We start from the raw sequence: 16547 nt of genomic DNA, 5'->3' as shown, positions 1-16547 counted from the left end.
TCTCAGCGGACCCGGGTGATCCGGTCGACGGCGATGCGCTCGTCGAGGCGTGACCGGTCGAGGTTGGCGCAGACGACCACCGACGCCCCGACGGCCAGCGGCGCGAGCAGCCACTGCACCGGCTGCTCGTGTCGGTCCGCGTCGACCAGCAGCCGGTCGCCGGCGCGCAGGTCGAACTGGTCGGCGACGGAGCGGGCGAGCCGGCCCCACTCGTCGTAGCTGGTGCCGTCGGGGGTGGCCGGCTGCCCGGGACGGACGGCGGCGTGGTCGGGTGGGGTGTCGGTGTGCCGGAGCACCTCGGTGGACCAGTCGAGCCAGCCGACCGGCACGTCGCTCAGCGGACCGGGTTCGGTGCCGACGAGGTAGCGGTGCACGCCCTCGGGTACGTCCTCCAGCCAGTCGTCGCGCCGCTGCGGGGTCACGAACACCGCGTCGTACGGCCGGTCGCCGCCCGGTTCGAGCACCGGCAGCCCGGCCGTGGCGCGGGGCCGGAACGACACCGCCATCCCGACCGACCAGGCGCCGAGCAGCACCGCAGCGGTACGCCAGTGCGGCGGCAGCAGCACCGCGACGCGGCTGCCGGGGGCCAGTCCGCAGCCGTCGCGCAGCAGGCCGGCGCAGCGGGCCGCCCACCCGCCGAGTTGGCCGGCGGTCAGGTCGACCCGGTCCCCGGTCGCGTCGTCGAGGTAGGTGAGCAGCGGCAGGTCCGTCCCGGCGGGCCGATCCCCGGCCACCGTCGACACCGGCGCCCCGGTCACGTTCATCGCGGACTCCTCAACAGGCTGCCCCCACCCTAGCCACCCCCACCCCACCCCCACCCCCCGACGCGCCACCCCTCCCCCCACCCCCACCTCACCCACACCCCGCTACGCGTACGGGGGCGTGCCGGCGAACATCAACGCGCGGGTGTCGTACACGACCTGGCCGGCGGCCTGACGCCGGCCAGGCAGCCGTCGTCGGGCCGTCGTCGAACGAGGGCATTGACAGGCGTTGGCAGACTCACGGCACGGGCGGTGGCCGGACGGCCGCCGCCCGACCATCCGCGACACGTCCCCGGACGGAGGGCCGCCGCCATGCGCACACGAGCACGCCGAGTGGTGACCGCGTTGACCGCCTTGCTGGTCGGGGTGACGGCCGGGGCGGCACCTGCCCGCGCCGAGCCGCTGCCCGGCCTCGACCCGACGGTCACCGCCACCGTCTGGGCACACTCCCCGACCACCACCGAGTACCGACCGAGCTGGGGATACACCGCCACCAACACCGACGGCGGCGTGCTGATCCGGCGCACCGGCACCGGCGCGTACACGGTGGTGCTGGAACAGGCCCCGGCGCGCACCGGCGTCGCGCACGTGGTGGCGTACGGCGGCGGGCCGGTGCACTGCACGGTCGCCGGCTGGTACCGGGCCCTCCTCGGGGGCGACGACCTGCTGATCCAGGTGCGCTGCTTCGCCGCCACCGGCGCGCCGGTCGACAGCCGGTTCGTGGCGACCTTCACCAACCGCCGGCAGATCCACCAGGGCCGGCTGGCGTGGTTCGTCACCGACCAGGCGGTGCCGACCGGACTGCGCACCCTGCCGGCCGGCTACGGGTACGACTCCACGGGCGGGGCGATCCGGTACGAGCGCCTGGAGACGGGCCGCTACCAGTTCCGGGTGAACCCGAACCCGGATCCGCCCGGCACCGCGTACTTCCCGTTGACCCACGTCACCGCGCTCGGCACCAGCGCGGTGAACTGCCAGATCGCCTGGCCGGACCACTGGCAGGTGCGCTGCGCCAACGCGGCCGGCATCCCGGTCGACGCCCGGTTCGCGGTCACCTACGGCACCCGGGTGGACCTGCTCGGCCACTCGGCCGGCCCGCGCTTCGCCAGCGGCACCCTCTACGGGGAGAACGTCCGCGACGGGGTGATCAGCGGTGACAAGTACAACTCGACGCTGGGCGACTACGGCGGGGCCCGGGGTGACCTGCTCGGCACTGGCCGCTACCAGATGACCTTCCGGAACACCGCGGCCACGTACGGCACCGCCTTCGTCAACGCGCACGCCCCGCACTTCGACAGCCAGCCGATCCGGGGGCACTGCGTGCTGGCGGGTTGGGGTCGTTCCGGGGCGGACACGGTGGTCCAGGTCAACTGCTACGCCTGGCTCGGCGTGCCGGCCAACCTGAACGCGCGCATCTCGTACACCACCTGGCCGTACGCCTGACGGGCCTCAGGCGGGCAGCTCCGGGCCGCCGTCGAGCAGGGGGGCCAGCAGGTCCCCCTGCTTCGCCACCCGCCTGAGCACCTCGGTCGCGGTGTACGGCTTGGTCGACGGGCGCTTGCCCGCCGCCCCGGCCTCGACCTCGGCCCAGGTCAGCGGGGTCGACACCGACGGCACCGACTGGGCGCGCAGTGAGTACGGCGCGACCGTCGTCTTCGCCGCGTTGTTCTGACTCCAGTCGATGAAGACCTTCCCCGGCCGCAGGTTCTTCGCCATCTTCGACACGATCAGCTTGGGGTGCGCCTTCTCCAACTCCTGCGCGATCCGTTTGGCGTAGGCGGACACGTCGTCGGAGGACTGCGTGCCGGCGATCGGGCAGCAGAGCTGCATGCCCTTCTTGCCGGAGGTCTTCGGGTAGGACTCGATCCCGTCGTCCGCGAGCCGGTCGCGCATCAGCAGCGCCACCTGGCAGCACTGCCGCAGCGTGGCCGGGGCGCCCGGGTCCAGGTCGACGACCATCATGTCCGGGTGCTCGCCGACCTTCCACTGCGGCGTGTGCAGCTCCAGGGCGGCGAGGTTGGCCAGCCAGACCAGGGTGGGCAGGTCGTCGGCGACCACGTAGTCGATGGTCTCCCGGCCCTTGCTGGAGCCGGGGGCGGGCAGCGTCTCGGTGCGTACCCACCCGGGGGTGGCGGCCGGGGCGTTCTTCTCGAAGAACGATCCGCCGGTGACCCCGTTGGGGAAGCGGATCCGGGTCAGCGCCCGGTCGGTCAGGTGCGGCAGCAGCACCGGGGCGATCCGGGTGTAGTAGTCGATCACCTCGCCCTTGGTGAACCCGGCCTCCGGGTAGAGCACCTTGTCCAGGTTGGACAGCTCCAGCGGGCGTCCCTCGACCTCGACGCGCAGCCGCTCACCCGGCATCGTCGACCTCCTCCGGCGGCTTGTCCGGCCGTAGCCGCAGCACCCGGGGGAACCGCAGCCGCCCGTCCGGGGTGCGCTGGCCGTACTTGACCTCCACCACGACCTGAGGGGTTACCCAGATCGCGCCCCGGGCATCCTCGCGCGGCACGTCCCCGGCGAACGGCGACGCGCCGGTGCGCAGCGGCTCCAGCTCCCGCAGCAGCTCCCGTTCGATCGCCGCGCCGATGCCACCGCCGACCCGGCCCCGGTAGGTGAGCCGGCCGTCCGGGCCGGGCACCCCGACCAGCAGCCCGCCGATCTTGCGGGCGCCGGGCCGCCAGCCGCCGACCACGAAGTCGCCGGTCACCTCCAGCTTGACCTTCACCCAGTCGGGCGAGCGCACCCCGGGCCGGTAGACGGAGTCGACGCGCTTGGCCATCACCCCCTCCAGGCCGTGTTCGCCGGCCGCCTCGTAGGTCGCCGCGCCGTCGGCGAAGGAGGGCGGCACCGCCCACCGGGCCGCGCCCAGGCCCAGGCCGTCGAGGGCGGCCCGCCGCCGGTGGTACGGCCACCCGGTGAGGTCCTCGCCGCGCAGCCGGAGCAGGTCGAAGATCATGTACGTGACCGGCACGCCGGCCGCCAGCCGGGCCGCCTTCGCCCGGTCCCGCACGTGCATCCGTTCCGCCAGGGCGGTGAACGACGGCTGGCCGGTGGCGTTGAAGAGCACCACCTCGCCGTCGAGCAGCGCGTCGTCGACCTGCTCGGCCAGGGTGATCAGCTCGGGGTACGCGACGGTGATCTCCACGCCGCTGCGGGCGTACAGGTGCTGCCGGCCGCCGGTGATGTCGGCGAGCGCCCGGACCCCGTCCCACTTGAACTCGTACGCCCAGCCGTCACCCACCGGGAGCTGCCCGGTCATCGCGAGCATCGGCTTCAGCGGCGCGCCGGGCACGTCCTGACTGTAGTTGCGCACGGAAGCGCGTGCGTGCGCTTCGATCGTTTGCGATCCTGGTCAGATCGGGGAGAGGAGTACGGCATGCGCGCCATCTGGAAGGGGGCGGTGTCCTTCGGGCTGGTCTCCATCGGGGTGAAGCTCTACTCGGCCACCGAGGAGAAGGACATCCGTTTCCACCAGGTGCACCGGGAGGACGGCGGCCGGATCCGCTACAAGCGGACCTGCCAGGTCTGCGGCCAGGAGGTCACCTACGACGACATCGCCAAGGGGTACGACCTGGGCGGCGGCGAGATGGTGATCCTGACCGACGAGGACTTCGCCGACCTGCCGCTGACCACCTCGCACGCGATCGACGTGCTGGAGTTCGTCCCGGCGGAGCAGGTCGACCCGATCCTCTACAACAAGGCGTACTTCCTGGAGCCGGAGGGCGCGGCCACCAAGCCGTACGTGCTGCTGCGCGACGCGCTGGCCGACTCGGAGCGGGTGGCGATCGTCAAGGTGGCGCTGCGCCAGCGGGAGCAGTTGGCCACCCTACGGGTCCGCGAGGGCGTGCTGCTGCTCAACACGATGCTCTGGCCGGACGAGGTGCGTACCCCGGACTTCGGCTTCCTCGACGAGGACCTCAAGGTCCGCCCCCCGGAGCTGGCGATGGCCTCCTCCCTGATCGACTCGATGGCCGGCGAGTTCCAGCCGGACGCCTTCACCGACGACTACCGGGCGGCGTTGCAGGAGGTGATCGACGCCAAGGTCGAGGGGCGCGAGGTGGTGCAGCCGGAGGAGGAAGAGGCCGCTCCGGCCGCCGCGGTGGACCTGATGGCCGCGCTGAAGGCGTCGGTGGAGCGGGCCCGGGCCGCCCGGGGCGAGGAGCCGTCCGGCGGTGCGGGCGAGCCGACCCCGATCTCGGCGGCGCGCTCGGCGCAGAAGGCGGCGAAGAAGGCCGCGAAGGCGCCGGCGAAGAAGGCCCCGGCGAAGAAGACCGCGAAGAAGGCGGAGCCGGCGAAGAAGACGGCCGCCAAGAAGACGGCGGAGAAGAAGGCGGCCAAGGCCCCGGCGAAGAAGGCCGCCGAGAAGAAGGCCGCGCCGCGCAAGACCGCCTGACGGCGCCGGGGCGAACCACCCCCGGCACCGTCAGGCGGCGCGGGCGTCAGCCCCGGCCGAGCTTGCCGGTCGGGGTGATCCGGACGATCACCCGCTCCTCGCCGGGCTGCCGGAACGGGTAGGTGTCCTGCCCGAGGTACTTCTTCGCCATCCGGTCGATGTGCTCGTCCGCACCGTCGGTGACGAACTCGGCGGTGCCCTTCACCCACAGGGTCCGGAAGTCGTCCGCCTTGTCCACCACGGACACCGCGACCACCGGGTTGCGCTGGATGTTGACGTACTTCTGCCGCCCCTTGGCGGTGTTGAACACGATGTGCTCCCCGTCGGTGTCCACCCAGACCGGGGTGACGTGCGGGGTGCCGTCGGCCTCGATGGTCGCCACGTGGGCCAACTGCGGCTCGGAGAGCAGGGCCAGGTCTTCGTCGGTGAGGATCGCCATGGTCCGAAATCTACCGTCGCCGGGTCTTTCGCACCGGGACGAACCGGACGACGGGGGCCGCCCGGGGACGGCCGGTGGCGGACCGGGCGGGCGACGGGGCACCGACGGCATCGATCCAGGTACCGTGTGCGCTGGCCACGGCACCGGGTCGCCGGGCCGGTCACCCACACCAGCAGGGAGTCGAGGACGTGAGCGAGCGTACGGAGAACCGGTCGGCGGGCCAGGGCCCGGAGACGAAGGCGCAACGGCGGCTGGCCGCCCAGTTGGCCGCGCAGAAGGCCGCCGAGGCGAAGAAGCGCCGCCAGGCGTGGCTGGGCGCGCTCACCGGACTGGTCGTCATCGCCGTGATCGTCGGGGTGTTCGTGGTGACCCGGGGCGGCGACGAGGACGCCCCGAAGCAGGCCGCCTCGCCGGCCGGCTGCCCGGGCGGCTTCCCGACCCTGCCCGAGGGCGCCGACCAGGCGCTCTGCACCAAGCCGGCGGCCGGCAAGGGCGAGGGCGACCTGACCGGCCTGAAGGCCACCCCGCTGATCCGCGGCAAGGGCCCGGCGGCGCAGGCCGGCCAGCAGATCACGGTGAACTACGTCGGCGTGTCGTACCGGACCGGCGAGGAGTTCGACGCGTCCTGGAAGCGCTCGGAGCCGTTCTCGTTCGTGCTCGGCCAGGGCAACGTCATCCCCGGTTGGGACCAGGGCATGCAGGGCCAGACCGTCGGCAGCCGGGTGCAGCTGGACATCCCGGCCGACCTGGCGTACGGCGAGAAGCCGCAGCGCCCGGGCGCGCCGGCCGGCCCGCTGCGCTTCGTCGTCGACGTCCTCGCGGTGCAGTAGGCCACACTGCTCTTCCCGGCCGTCGTACACGCGCAGTAGGTTCGGGGTCACCGTGGGCGGTTCGCCGCCGCACGGTGACCCCTCACCACGCGGAGGTGCACGTGCCGGTGCTCAACGATCCCGGGCGGACGGCCCGGCTGATGTGGACGCACGTCGAACCCCTGCACGCGGTCACCTACTTCCATCCCCGGGCCCGCGCCGCGTACGAGGCGGTCGGGTTGCGCGGCTACTGGCGGGGATACTTCGCCGGCCGGGCCGCCCCGCTCGGGCCCACCGACGCCGCCCCGGTGATCGCGGCGTTCTTCACCTTCGCCCCGCACATGGTGTCCCGGGCGCTGCCCGCCGTCTGGAAGCTGGCCACCCCGCAGGAGGCGCTGCGGGCCCGGCTCACCGGCGCCGTGCAGGCGCTGGCCGAGCTGACCTACGAGCTGCCCGAGTCGCACCTGGTCGAGGCGGCCGACCTGCTGGAGGAGGCGGCCGGCGGCCTGGACACCGCCGGCCGGGTGCTCGGCGCGGTCAACGCCGCCCTGCCCCGCGGCGAGTACCCGCTGGCCCGGCTCTGGCAGGCCGCCACCACGCTGCGCGAGTCCCGCGGTGACGGGCACATCGCCGCGCTGGTCGCCGCCGGTCTCGATCCGGTCGAGACGCTGGCCTGGCGGGTCGCGGTGGACATGCCCCTGCAGAACCTGCTCGGCCGGGGCTGGTCGGAGGAGCAGTGGCAGGCGGCCCGGGGTCGGCTGGCCGAGCGGGGCTGGCTCGACGCCGACGGCGAGCCGACCGACGTCGGCCGGGCCGACTTCCGGGCGATCGAGGACGCCACCGACCGTGCCGCCGCCCGCCCCTGGGTGACCCTCGGCGCGGAGCGCGTCGAGCGCCTGCGGGAGCTGCTCGAACCGATGGCCCGCGCCTGCCACACCGTCATCCCGGAGGACAGCCCGATCGGGCTGCCCGCCCTGCGCTCCTGACACCGGGTACCACGCCGGGCCGGTCGCGGTCATCACCAGGTTCACGCCCCCGATACGGCCACGGCGGGACGCGCGGCGGGGCGGGGACGGCGGCCGGCGTCGGGCAGGATGGACGGGTGACGGTGGACGCGGTGATCTTCGACCTGGACGGCGTGATCGTGGACTCGGAGCCGGTCTGGGAGGAGGTCCGGCGGGCGTACGTGGCCGCGCACGGTGGCACCTGGCAGCCGGACACCCAGCGCCGGCTGATGGGGATGAGCACCGGCGAGTGGGCCGCCTACCTCAGCGGCGAGCTGGGTGTCGACCGTACCGCCGGGCAGGTCGCCGCCGAGGTGGTCGAGGAGATGACCCGGCGTTACGCGCGGCGCGTACCGCTGATCGACGGCGCGGACGCGGTCGTGCGCCGGATGGCCGCGCGGTGGCCGCTGGGGCTGGCCAGCTCGTCGCCGACCCGGCTGATCGCGGCGGCGCTGGCCGCGACGGACCTGGCCGCCGCGTTCCGGGTCACCCTCTCCACCGAGGAGACCGCCCGGGGCAAGCCCGCACCGGACGTCTGGCTCGCCGTGGCCGAGCGGCTCGGCGTCGACCCGACCCGCTGCGTCGCGATCGAGGACTCCTCCAACGGGGTACGCTCCGCGGCCGCCGCCGGCATGCGGGTGGTCGCGGTGCCGCACGGGTCGTACCCGCTGGACCCGGACGCGGCGGCGCTCGCCGCCGTGACGCTGGCCTCGGTGGACGCCCTCACCCCGGAGGTCGTGGCGCGGCTCGACTGATCCGACGCGACGCCCGGCCGCCCGGGGTCAGCCGGGACGGCGGGCGGTCACCGCGCAGAACGGGCCGTCGGGTCGGACGGCCGGCTCGACGGTCCAGCCGGTCTCCCGCAGCCGCGCGGCCACCCGGTCGACGATGGTGGTCAGCCGGCCGGGGTCGGGGGGCTGCCAGCACAGGTGCAGCTCGCCGCCGGGAGCGAGCAGCCGGGGCAGCAGCGCGTACTCGACGCCGGGCGGGCCGACCCAGAACAGGTTGACGTCGACGGCGAGGATCCGGTCGAACGGGCCGTCGGCGGGGTCGAGGGCGGCCAGCTCGGCGACCCGGAACGCGGCCCGGCCGGCCGCGACGGCCGCCGCGTTGCGCGCCTCGGCGGCCCGGACCGCGCCGGTCGAGCGGTCGACGGCCAGCAGCGTGCCGTCGGTGAGCGCCCGGCAGATCAGCTCGGCGGCGACGCCCCGCCCGCAGCCCACCTCCAGCACCCGGTGGCCGGGGTGGGGGGCGAGTCGATCCACCGCCCAGGTCAGTCGTACAGGAATGGCCGCCATGCGGTGACCGTAGCGGCCACCTGCGTCAGATGTGCCGGCTGCGGCTGGAGCGGGGTAGGAAGGGCCGCCCCGGATCGTCCGCCGCCGGCCGTGGTGAGGCCGGTTCCGCATCGTCCGCCGAACGGTCGTCCCCGGATCGCTCCGCGCCGGACGGCCTCGGCGCCACCGGCACCGGTATGTCCCGCATGATCACTCCCCTGTCGCCGACTACCGGGTTATACGGTTTGCGGGGCGGGCCGGATCGGAATGATCACGTGCGGTCCGGGTAGGGCTGCGGTCCGAGCGTGAGGAGACGGCGATGAAGGCGATCGTGTACGAGCGCACGGGCGACCCCTCGGTGCTCCGGCTGGTGGACCGGCCGGTGCCGGAGCCCGGACCCGGTGAGGTGCTGGTCCGGCTGGCCGTCTCCGGGGTCAACCCGACCGACTGGAAGGCGCGGCGGCAGTGGCCGCTGCCGGAGGGCTGGCAGACGCCCGGCCAGGACGGCGCCGGGGTGGTCGAGGCGGTCGGCGGCGGCGTCGACGCGGACCTGGTCGGCGAACGGGTGTGGCTCTGGGAGGCCGCCTGGCAGCGCCCCTGGGGCACCGCCGCCGAGTACACGGTGGTCCCGGTACGGCAGGCGGTGCCGCTCGGTGACGCCTCCTTCGACCTGGGCGCGTGCCTGGGCATCCCGTTCCTGACCGCGCACCGCTGCCTCACCGCCGGCGAGTACATGCCGGAGCGGCTGCACCCGGGCGCGCTCAGCGACCACGTGGTGCTGGTGCAGGGCGGCGCGGGCGCGGTCGGCAACGCGGCGATCCAACTCGCCCGCTGGGCGGACGCCTGCGTCGTGGCGACCGTGAGCAGCCCGGAGAAGGCGCAGCTCGCGGCGGCGGCCGGAGCCTCCTTCGTGGTCGACTACCGGCGGCAGGACGTGGTCGAGGAGGTCCGCAAGATCGCGCCCGACGGGGTGCACACCGTCGTCGAGGTGTCCGCCGCGCGCAACGCGGCGGTCGACGTCCAACTGCTGCGCTCCGGCGGGGCGGTCTGCGTGTACGCCGACGACGGCGGCGACGAGGTGACCCTGCCGATCCGGCCGCTGATGGTGCCGAACGCCCGCTGGCAGTTCGTGCTGGTCTACACCGAGCCGAAGGCGGCCAAGGCGCAGGCGCTGGTCGACGTGGCGGCGGCGGTCGCCCAGGGCGGCGTACGGGTGGGCGAGGAGGCCGGGCTGCCGCTGCACCGCTACCCGCTGGCCGAGACGGCGGCGGCGCACCAGGCGGTGGAGGACTCGGTGGTCGGAAAGGTGCTGGTCACCACCGCCGAGGAGTAGTTCGCGAGGGTATTTCGCAATCGTCCGGACAGAGCCGAACGGCTTTCGCGACAATGGCTGTGCGGGTCGCCCCGCAGAGGAAGGGCGGCCCCGGCGCGGTGCGAACGCCGGGGCCGCCCCTGGGGAGGGATGTTCAGGAGTACGTCCCTGCCCCATACGGCGACGGGTCGCCGAAAAACGTTACGGCCCGGCCAGCTCACGCACCTCGAGCCCGCCGTCGGCGTACCGGGACCGGACGACCTTCTTGTCGAACTTGCCGACGCTCGTCTTCGGGACCGCGTCGATGAACGCCCACCGCTCGGGCAACTGCCAGCGCGCCACCGACTTCGCCAGGAACTCGCGCAACTCCTCCGCGGTCACCGAGGCGCCCTCCCGGACCACCACGGTGGCCAGCGGACGCTCGTCCCAGCGCTGGTCGGGCACCCCCACCACGCACGCCTCCTGCACGTCCGGGTGGGCCATCAGGGCGTTCTCCAGCTCCACCGAGGAGATCCACTCCCCACCGGACTTGATCACGTCCTTGGCCCGGTCGGTGAGGGTGATGAAACCGTCCGGGGAGAGCGTGCCGACGTCGCCAGTCCGCAGCCAGCCGTCGCGGAACTTCTCCTCGTCGGGGGCCTCGTCGCCGACGTACCGGGCGGTGATCCACGGCCCACGGACCTCCAGCTCGCCCACGGACGTGCCGTCGGCGGGCAGCGGCTCGCCCAACGGGCCGACGATCCGGGCGGCGACCCCGGCCGGCACCCGGCCCTGGGTGTAGCGGTAGCGCCAGGCGTCGTCGCCGGTGGCCCCGGCCGGCGGACGGGCCACCGAGCCGAGCGGGGACATCTCCGTCATGCCCCAGGCGTGGATCACGTCGATGCCGTGCCGCTCGGCGAACGCGTGCATCAGCGCCGGCGGACAGGCCGAGCCACCGACGATCACCTCCTTGAGCGAGGAGGTGTCCACGTCGTGGCTGTCCAGGTACGCCAGCAGGTCGTTCCAGATGGTCGGCACCGCGCCGGCCAGGGTGGGGCGCTCGGCGGCGATCATCTCGGCGATCGGCGCGGCCTGGAGGAAGCGGTCCGGCATGATCAGCGACGCGCCGGAGAGGAACGCCGCGTACGGCAGCCCCCAGGACATCGCGTGGAACATCGGCACGATGGCCAGTTCCCGGTCGGTCGGGGCCAGCCCGAAGCCCTCCGGCATGCAGATCTGCAACGAGTGCAGGTAGATCGAGCGGTGCGAGTAGGCCACCCCCTTGGGGTTGCCGGTGGTGCCGGAGGTGTAGCAGAGCGCGGCGGCGTCCCGCTCGTCCACCTCCGGCCAGTCGTAGCGGTCGGGGCGCCCGGCCAGCAGGTCGTCCCAGTGGTGCACGGTGATCCGGTCGCCGGCCGCCTCGGTCAGCGGAGCCGGGTCGCCACCGCCGACGACCACCACGTGCCGCACGGTGGTCATCTCGCCGAGCACCCGGGCCAGCAGCGGGATCAGCGTCGAGTCGACAAGCACCACCCGGTCCTCGGCGTGGTTGGCGATGTAGGCGACCTGGTCCGGGAAGAGCCGGATGTTCAGGGTGTGCAGCACCGCGCCCATGCTGGGCACCGCGAAGTACGCCACCAGGTGCTCGGTGTTGTTCCACATGAAGGTGGCGACCCGCTCGTCGCCGGTCACCCCGCACTCGTCGCGCAGGGCGTGGGCCAGCCGGGCGGCGGTGCGGCCCACCTCGGCGTACGACATCCGGCGGGGCTGACCGCCGGTCCACGTCACCACCTCGGCCGTGCCGTGCACGGTGGAGCCGTGTTCGAGGATCCGGGAGACCTGGAGAGGGGCGTCCATCATCGTGCTACGCATGGGTAACAAGCTAGTGTCGCCGGTCACAGGTTGGGAACCCCCGGATCGCCGGACCGGCCCGGCGAAGCTGCGTAGATTGTCCCGGTGAGCATCTCCTGGGCCGACTCGTACGTGGGGCAACTACGCGCCCTCGCCGGTGACCGGACGCTGATGTTCGTCGGGGCCCGTGCCGTGGTCCGCGACAACGCGGGCCGGGTGCTGCTGATCCAACGTTCCGACAACGGACACTGGGCGTTGCCGGCGGGCGCGATGGAACTCGGCGAGTCGATCGCCGACTGCGCGGTACGCGAGGTGCGGGAGGAGACCGGCCTGCGCGCCCTGCGGGTAAGCGCCTTCGCGCTCTACACCGGCCCCGACCGCACGCACACCAACATGTACGGCCACACGTACCAGATCTTCACCACCGCGTTCCGGGTCGAGGACTGGGACGGCGACCTGGCCCGGGTGACCGACGAGACCACCGACGCGGGCTTCTTCCACCGTGACGAGTTTCCGTCGCCGCTGTCGGCCTCGGTCCCGGAGACCCTCGCCGACCTGGACGTCTTCGAGCAGACCAACCGCCTCATCCTCAAGTAGCCCGGCCTCGGCGGGCCCTGCCCGTGGCCGGGCTGCCGCTGGCGGCCGACGTCCGCTGCGCCCAGGGGATCTGGGCGCTACAGACTTGAGCGCAGAAGTGAATCGCGATGAGCCACGGTGGGCGGGAGAGTCTTCCGCCGGCCGGCGCGGGCCGTCGGGGCGCGAGCCGGGCCGTCGGGGCGCGAGCCGGGCCGTCGGGGCGCGAGCCGGGCCGTCGGGGCGCGAGCCGGGCCATCGGGACGCGAGCCGAGACGTCGGCTTCGCCCGCTGCCTGGCTCACCTCCGGGACGAGGGGAGGTGGCGAGTCGAGGGCCGGCGATCCACTGATGCGATCAAGTCGGTAGCGTCCCGACACCCACCTCGGGCTCGGGCGCTGCCCCCGCCGGGGCTAGGCCCGACCCGGCTCGGCCATCCGCTGCAGGTCCGGCACCGGCCCGGCCGCGCCCGACGCGCCCACCGACGGCTCCACCACCCGCTGCGCGACCGGAACCGGCCCCGCCGCGCCCGACGCGCCCACCGACGGCTCCACCATCCGCTGCGCGACCGGAACCGGCCCCGCCGCGCCGGGGCGGGCCCCGGTGCGTTCCGCGCCGATCCCGGCGGCCACCACGAAGGCGATCCCGACGACCGCCCAGGGGCCCGGCACCTGGCCCAGCGCGACCAGGCCGATGACCAGGGCGATCGCCGGCTCCAGGCTCATCAGCGTGCCGAACGCGGCGGTGGTGAGCCGGCGCAGCGCGAGCAGTTCCAGCACGAACGGGATCACCGGCAGCAGCAGGGCCAGCCCGAGCCCGGCCAGCAACACCTCGCCGGTGAGCTCGCCGATCACCGACGGCCCGACCACCACGGTGGCGACCACGGCGGCCACCGGCATCGACACGGCGAGCCCCCGGACGCCGGAGACCTCGTCGCCGACCCGCTGGGTGAGCAGGATGTACGCGGCCCAGCACGCCCCGGCGGCCAGCGCGTAGCCGACACCGACCGGGTCGGCGCCGCCCCGCCACGGCTCGGTGAGCAGCAGCACGCCCACGGCGGCGAGCGCCGCCCAGAGCTTCGTGCGACCCCGGCCCCGGGCCACCGCCACGCCGAGCGGACCGAGGAACTCCAGCGCGCTGGCCGTACCGAGCGGGAGTCGGGAGACCGCCGCCATGAACAGCATGGTGACCCCGGCGGTCACCACGCCGAGCGCGACACAGGCGAGCAGGGCGCGCCGGGAGAAGCGGGACGGGCGGGGACGGAGCACGACGGCCAGCAGCACCCCGGCCCAGGCCAGCCGCAGCCAGGCCGCGCCCTCCGGACCGACCCGGTCGAAGAGGGAGACCGAGGCGGCGAGGCCGAGCTGGACGAAGAGCATCGACGCGACGGCCATCGCCGCGCCCGCACGGGTGGGAGCCATGCCGTCCAGTAGAGCCCGCAGCAACCGTTCACGTCCACGTGGCATTGGTGGACGCACTGTTCGATGTTGATGAACAATCTGTCGGATGGACCTCCGCCGCCTTCGCCTGCTGCGCGAACTGGCCCGCCTCGGCTCGATGCGCGAGGTCGCCCAGGACCTCGGGGTGACCACCTCCACCGTCTCGCAGCAGCTCGCGGTGCTGTCCCGGGAGGTCGGCGCGACCCTGATCGAGCCGCAGGGCCGCCGGGTCCGCCTCACCCCCGCCGGGCGGCGGCTGGCCGAGCACGCGGTGACCATCCTGGCCGCGGTCGACGCCGCCCGGCTCGACCTCGACCCGTCGGCCGAGCCGGCCGGCACCGTCCGGGTCGCCGGCTTCGCCACCGCCGTACGCCGCTCCCTGCTGCCGGTCGCCGCCGACCTCGCCGCCCATCACCCCCGGGTACGGCTGCGCATCCACGAGCACGAGCCGGCCGAGGCGTACGCGCTGCTCGCGGCGGACGACGTCGACCTGGCGCTGACGTACGACTACCACCTCGCGCCGGCGCCGACGGACCGCACCGTCGAGGCGGTCCCGCTCTGGTCCACAGCGTGGAGCCTCGGGGCGCCGGCGGACAGCCCCGATCCCGGCGGCTCCGCCGCCGACGTCTTCGCCCGGTTCCGGGAGCACGACTGGATCGTCAACTCCCGCAACACCGCCGACGAGGTGGTCGTGCGCGCCGTCGCGGCGATGGCCGGCTTCGAGCCCCGCGTCGAGCACCGCGCCGACAGCCTGGAACTCGTCCAGGACCTGATCGTCGCGGGGCTCGGGGTCGGACTGCTCCCCGCCGACCAGCCCACCCTCCCCGGCGTACGGCTGCTCCCCCTGGCGAATCCCGGGGTCGTCCTGCGTTCGTACGCGGTCGTCCGCCGCGGCCGTGCCGCCTGGGCGCCGCTCGCCCTCGTCCGTACCCTGCTGCGCGCCTCCGCCGACGTCGGCCCGGCGCGTCCCGACGACGCCTGACCCGGGACGGTCAGAGCATCGTCTGGGACTTGGCCTCCATCTCGGCGGCGGCCTCCTGCGGGGACTCCTTCGCCAGCGGCTTGCCGCCGGGGGCCGGGGCCCGGCCCCCGAGAGGGTCCGCGCCGCCGGTCGCGCCCTGCGGGCCGGCGCCCCGCAGCTGGTGGTCCGGCAGGGCCAGGGTGACCAGCACGGCGAGGATCGCGATCAGACCGGTGGTCAGGAAGACCAGGTGCAGCGACTCGACGAAGGCGGCCTGGATCGCGGCGCGGACCGGGCCGGGCAGGGCCAGGATGGTCGCCGGGTCGTTGATCGAGATGTCCGCCCCGCCGCCGGCCGCCACCGCTGCCCGCTGCTCCGGCGGGAGCTGGGCGATCGCCCCGGGCAGCCGGTCGGCGAGCTGCGCGGTGAGCCGCGAGGAGAGCACGGCACCGAGGATCGCCACCCCGAACGAGCCGCCCAGCGAGCGGAAGAACGTCGCCGCGGAGGTGCCCGCCCCCAGGTCACGCACGTCGACCGCGTTCTGCACGGCGAGGATCAGCGACTGCATGCACAGGCCCAGCCCGACGCCGATCACCACCATGTAGCCGAAGGCGGCCCAGAGCGAGGTGTCCACCTCCAGCCGGGTGAACAGCAGCATGCCGGCCAGGAGCACCACCGAGCCGGCCACCGGGAACCACTTGTACCGGCCGATCCGGCTCATCGCCCGCCCGGTGACGATCGAGGTGACGATGATGCCGGCCATCATCGGCAGCATGAGCAGGCCGCTGCGGGTCGGCGAGGCGCCCCGGACGATCTGGAGGTACAGCGGGATGAAGATGATCGACCCGAACATCACCAGACCGAGCACGAAGCCGGCCGAGTTGGCCAGCGTGAAGGTGGCGCTGCGGAACAGCCGCAACGGCAGGATCGGCTCGGCGACCCGGGCCTCCTGGAGCAGGAAGAGCACCCCGAGCACCACCCCGGCGGCGAAGAGTCCGACGATCACGCCGGAGCCCCAGGCGTACTCGTTGCCGCCCCAGCTCAGCGCGAGCAGCAGGCAGCTCACCCCGGCGACCAGCAGCCCCGCGCCGACCCAGTCCACCGCGTGGTCGCGCCGGGTGAACGGGACCAACCGCATGACGTGGTAGCAGACCACGATGGCCAGGATCGCCAGCGGCACGTTCAGGTAGAAGATCCAACGCCAGTTCGACTCGGCGAAGTAGCCGCCCACCAGCGGGCCGGCCACCGACGACAACCCGAACACCGCGCCGAAGAGGCCCTGGTAGCGGCCCCGGTCCCGGGGTGACACCACGTCCGAGACGATGGTGAACGCCAGCGTCATCAACCCGCCCGCGCCGATGCCCTGCACACCCCGGGTGACGATCAGCTGGGTCATGTCCTGCGACAGCCCGGCCAGCAGCGAGCCGAGCAGGAACGTGCCGATCGAGAAGAGGAAGACCGGGCGGCGTCCGTACAGGTCGGCCATCTTGCCGTACAGCGGGGTCGAGGCGGTGGAGGCGAGCAGGTACGCCGTCACCACCCACGAGTAGTGGTTGATCCCGCCCAGCTCACCGACGATGGTGGGCAGGGCGGTGCCGACGATGGTCTGGTCCAGCGCCGCCAGCAGCATCCCGGTCATCAGACCGAACATCAGCAACCGGAGCTGACGGGGGGTGAGCACCGGGGCGTCCTGGGCGTGGGTGGTCATCCCGCCTTGTTTCCCTCGGCGGGTGAAACATGCCTCGGCGGG

The 16547-nt window shown here is 73.8% G+C and carries 16 protein-coding genes; 8 read left to right on the top strand and 8 right to left on the bottom strand.

From position 1 onward, the window contains the following. Positions 1 to 2: 2 nt before the first annotated feature. Positions 3 to 764 (bottom strand): TIGR03089 family protein, encoded by a 762-nt coding sequence (locus GA0070614_RS18390; protein ID WP_088977124.1) that lies wholly within the window; start codon positions 762 to 764, stop codon positions 3 to 5. A gap of 309 nt (positions 765 to 1073) precedes the next feature. On the opposite strand from GA0070614_RS18390, the gene GA0070614_RS18385 reads away from it, so the two are divergent. Then, complete coding sequence (locus GA0070614_RS18385; protein ID WP_157745037.1) at positions 1074 to 2204, top strand: hypothetical protein; 1131 nt, start codon at positions 1074 to 1076, stop codon at positions 2202 to 2204. Between the two features lie 6 nt (positions 2205 to 2210). Here the strand turns inward: GA0070614_RS18385 and ligD (GA0070614_RS18380) are convergent, their stop codons facing one another. After that, positions 2211 to 3122: a non-homologous end-joining DNA ligase gene (ligD, locus tag GA0070614_RS18380; RefSeq protein ID WP_088977122.1), complete on the bottom strand. Its 912-nt coding sequence runs from the start codon at positions 3120 to 3122 to the stop codon at positions 2211 to 2213. Continuing rightward, positions 3112 to 4053, bottom strand: coding sequence for a non-homologous end-joining DNA ligase (gene ligD / locus GA0070614_RS18375; RefSeq protein WP_088979501.1), 942 nt, complete (start codon positions 4051 to 4053; stop codon positions 3112 to 3114). Before ligD (GA0070614_RS18375) ends, ligD (GA0070614_RS18380) begins: the two co-directional genes overlap by 11 nt. Positions 4054 to 4137: 84 nt before the next feature. On the opposite strand from ligD (GA0070614_RS18375), the gene ku reads away from it, so the two are divergent. Beyond that, complete coding sequence (gene ku / locus GA0070614_RS18370) at positions 4138 to 5154, top strand: non-homologous end joining protein Ku (protein WP_088977121.1); 1017 nt, start codon at positions 4138 to 4140, stop codon at positions 5152 to 5154. Positions 5155 to 5200: 46 nt separating this feature from the next. Here ku and GA0070614_RS18365 read toward each other — a convergent pair whose 3' ends face one another. Further along, positions 5201 to 5593, bottom strand: a complete 393-nt coding sequence (locus GA0070614_RS18365) for a PPOX class F420-dependent oxidoreductase (RefSeq protein WP_088977120.1) — start codon at positions 5591 to 5593, stop codon at positions 5201 to 5203. A 188-nt stretch (positions 5594 to 5781) separates the two neighbouring features. Here GA0070614_RS18365 and GA0070614_RS18360 point away from each other — a divergent pair, with 188 nt between their 5' ends. The 3 genes from GA0070614_RS18360 (at position 5782) to GA0070614_RS18350 (ending at position 8161) form a co-directional block, all read left to right on the top strand. Then, positions 5782 to 6423 carry an FKBP-type peptidyl-prolyl cis-trans isomerase gene (locus GA0070614_RS18360; protein ID WP_088977119.1) on the top strand — a complete coding sequence of 214 codons (642 nt, stop codon included), beginning with the start codon at positions 5782 to 5784 and terminating at the stop codon, positions 6421 to 6423. Positions 6424 to 6530: 107 nt separating this feature from the next. Next, positions 6531 to 7388 (top strand): SCO6745 family protein, encoded by an 858-nt coding sequence (locus tag GA0070614_RS18355; protein ID WP_408630776.1) that lies wholly within the window; start codon positions 6531 to 6533, stop codon positions 7386 to 7388. 116 nt (positions 7389 to 7504) lie between these two features. After that, complete coding sequence (locus GA0070614_RS18350) at positions 7505 to 8161, top strand: HAD family hydrolase (protein WP_088977118.1); 657 nt, start codon at positions 7505 to 7507, stop codon at positions 8159 to 8161. A 27-nt stretch (positions 8162 to 8188) separates the two neighbouring features. Here GA0070614_RS18350 and GA0070614_RS18345 read toward each other — a convergent pair whose 3' ends face one another. Next, positions 8189 to 8704 carry a class I SAM-dependent methyltransferase gene (locus GA0070614_RS18345; RefSeq protein WP_157745036.1) on the bottom strand — a complete coding sequence of 172 codons (516 nt, stop codon included), beginning with the start codon at positions 8702 to 8704 and terminating at the stop codon, positions 8189 to 8191. 298 nt (positions 8705 to 9002) lie between these two features. Here GA0070614_RS18345 and GA0070614_RS18340 point away from each other — a divergent pair, with 298 nt between their 5' ends. Next, positions 9003 to 10016, top strand: a complete 1014-nt coding sequence (locus GA0070614_RS18340; RefSeq protein WP_088977116.1) for an NADPH:quinone reductase — start codon at positions 9003 to 9005, stop codon at positions 10014 to 10016. A gap of 180 nt (positions 10017 to 10196) precedes the next feature. On the opposite strand, the gene GA0070614_RS18335 is transcribed toward GA0070614_RS18340, so the two are convergent. After that, positions 10197 to 11831, bottom strand: coding sequence for a fatty acid--CoA ligase (locus GA0070614_RS18335; RefSeq protein ID WP_172892604.1), 1635 nt, complete (start codon positions 11829 to 11831; stop codon positions 10197 to 10199). Between the two features lie 99 nt (positions 11832 to 11930). Here GA0070614_RS18335 and GA0070614_RS18330 point away from each other — a divergent pair, with 99 nt between their 5' ends. Beyond that, positions 11931 to 12422, top strand: coding sequence for an NUDIX domain-containing protein (locus GA0070614_RS18330; protein WP_088977114.1), 492 nt, complete (start codon positions 11931 to 11933; stop codon positions 12420 to 12422). Positions 12423 to 12810: 388 nt separating this feature from the next. On the opposite strand, the gene GA0070614_RS18325 is transcribed toward GA0070614_RS18330, so the two are convergent. Beyond that, entirely contained in the window at positions 12811 to 13818 is a 1008-nt protein-coding gene (locus GA0070614_RS18325; RefSeq protein WP_231933321.1) for an EamA family transporter, read from the bottom strand. An 85-nt stretch (positions 13819 to 13903) separates the two neighbouring features. Between GA0070614_RS18325 and GA0070614_RS18320 the strand changes: the two genes are divergently transcribed. Next, positions 13904 to 14818, top strand: a complete 915-nt coding sequence (locus GA0070614_RS18320; protein ID WP_088977113.1) for a LysR family transcriptional regulator — start codon at positions 13904 to 13906, stop codon at positions 14816 to 14818. Positions 14819 to 14828: 10 nt separating this feature from the next. On the opposite strand, the gene GA0070614_RS18315 is transcribed toward GA0070614_RS18320, so the two are convergent. Next, positions 14829 to 16505 (bottom strand): MDR family MFS transporter, encoded by a 1677-nt coding sequence (locus GA0070614_RS18315; RefSeq protein WP_088977112.1) that lies wholly within the window; start codon positions 16503 to 16505, stop codon positions 14829 to 14831. Positions 16506 to 16547: the final 42 nt, after the last annotated feature.

The organism is Micromonospora coxensis (assembly GCF_900090295.1).
Taxonomy (GTDB): domain Bacteria; phylum Actinomycetota; class Actinomycetes; order Mycobacteriales; family Micromonosporaceae; genus Micromonospora; species Micromonospora coxensis.
Note: the sequence above shows the minus strand (reverse complement) of the source record. Positions and strands in the feature narration are given on the sequence as shown.

Excerpts from the sequence above, each read along its gene's own strand:
- GA0070614_RS18315 (WP_088977112.1), bottom strand. The coding sequence starts at position 16,505 with ATGACCACCCACGCCCAGGACGCCCCGGTGCTCACCCCCCGTCAGCTC.
- GA0070614_RS18390 (WP_088977124.1), bottom strand. The coding sequence starts at position 764 with ATGAACGTGACCGGGGCGCCGGTGTCGACGGTGGCCGGGGATCGGCCC.
- GA0070614_RS18325 (WP_231933321.1), bottom strand. The coding sequence starts at position 13,818 with ATGGCTCCCACCCGTGCGGGCGCGGCGATGGCCGTCGCGTCGATGCTC.
- GA0070614_RS18345 (WP_157745036.1), bottom strand. The coding sequence starts at position 8,704 with ATGGCGGCCATTCCTGTACGACTGACCTGGGCGGTGGATCGACTCGCC.
- GA0070614_RS18340 (WP_088977116.1), top strand. The coding sequence starts at position 9,003 with ATGAAGGCGATCGTGTACGAGCGCACGGGCGACCCCTCGGTGCTCCGG.
- ligD (WP_088977122.1), bottom strand. The coding sequence starts at position 3,122 with ATGCCGGGTGAGCGGCTGCGCGTCGAGGTCGAGGGACGCCCGCTGGAG.
- GA0070614_RS18335 (WP_172892604.1), bottom strand. The coding sequence starts at position 11,831 with ATGGACGCCCCTCTCCAGGTCTCCCGGATCCTCGAACACGGCTCCACC.
- ku (WP_088977121.1), top strand. The coding sequence starts at position 4,138 with ATGCGCGCCATCTGGAAGGGGGCGGTGTCCTTCGGGCTGGTCTCCATC.
- GA0070614_RS18385 (WP_157745037.1), top strand. The coding sequence starts at position 1,074 with ATGCGCACACGAGCACGCCGAGTGGTGACCGCGTTGACCGCCTTGCTG.
- GA0070614_RS18365 (WP_088977120.1), bottom strand. The coding sequence starts at position 5,593 with ATGGCGATCCTCACCGACGAAGACCTGGCCCTGCTCTCCGAGCCGCAG.
- GA0070614_RS18320 (WP_088977113.1), top strand. The coding sequence starts at position 13,904 with ATGGACCTCCGCCGCCTTCGCCTGCTGCGCGAACTGGCCCGCCTCGGC.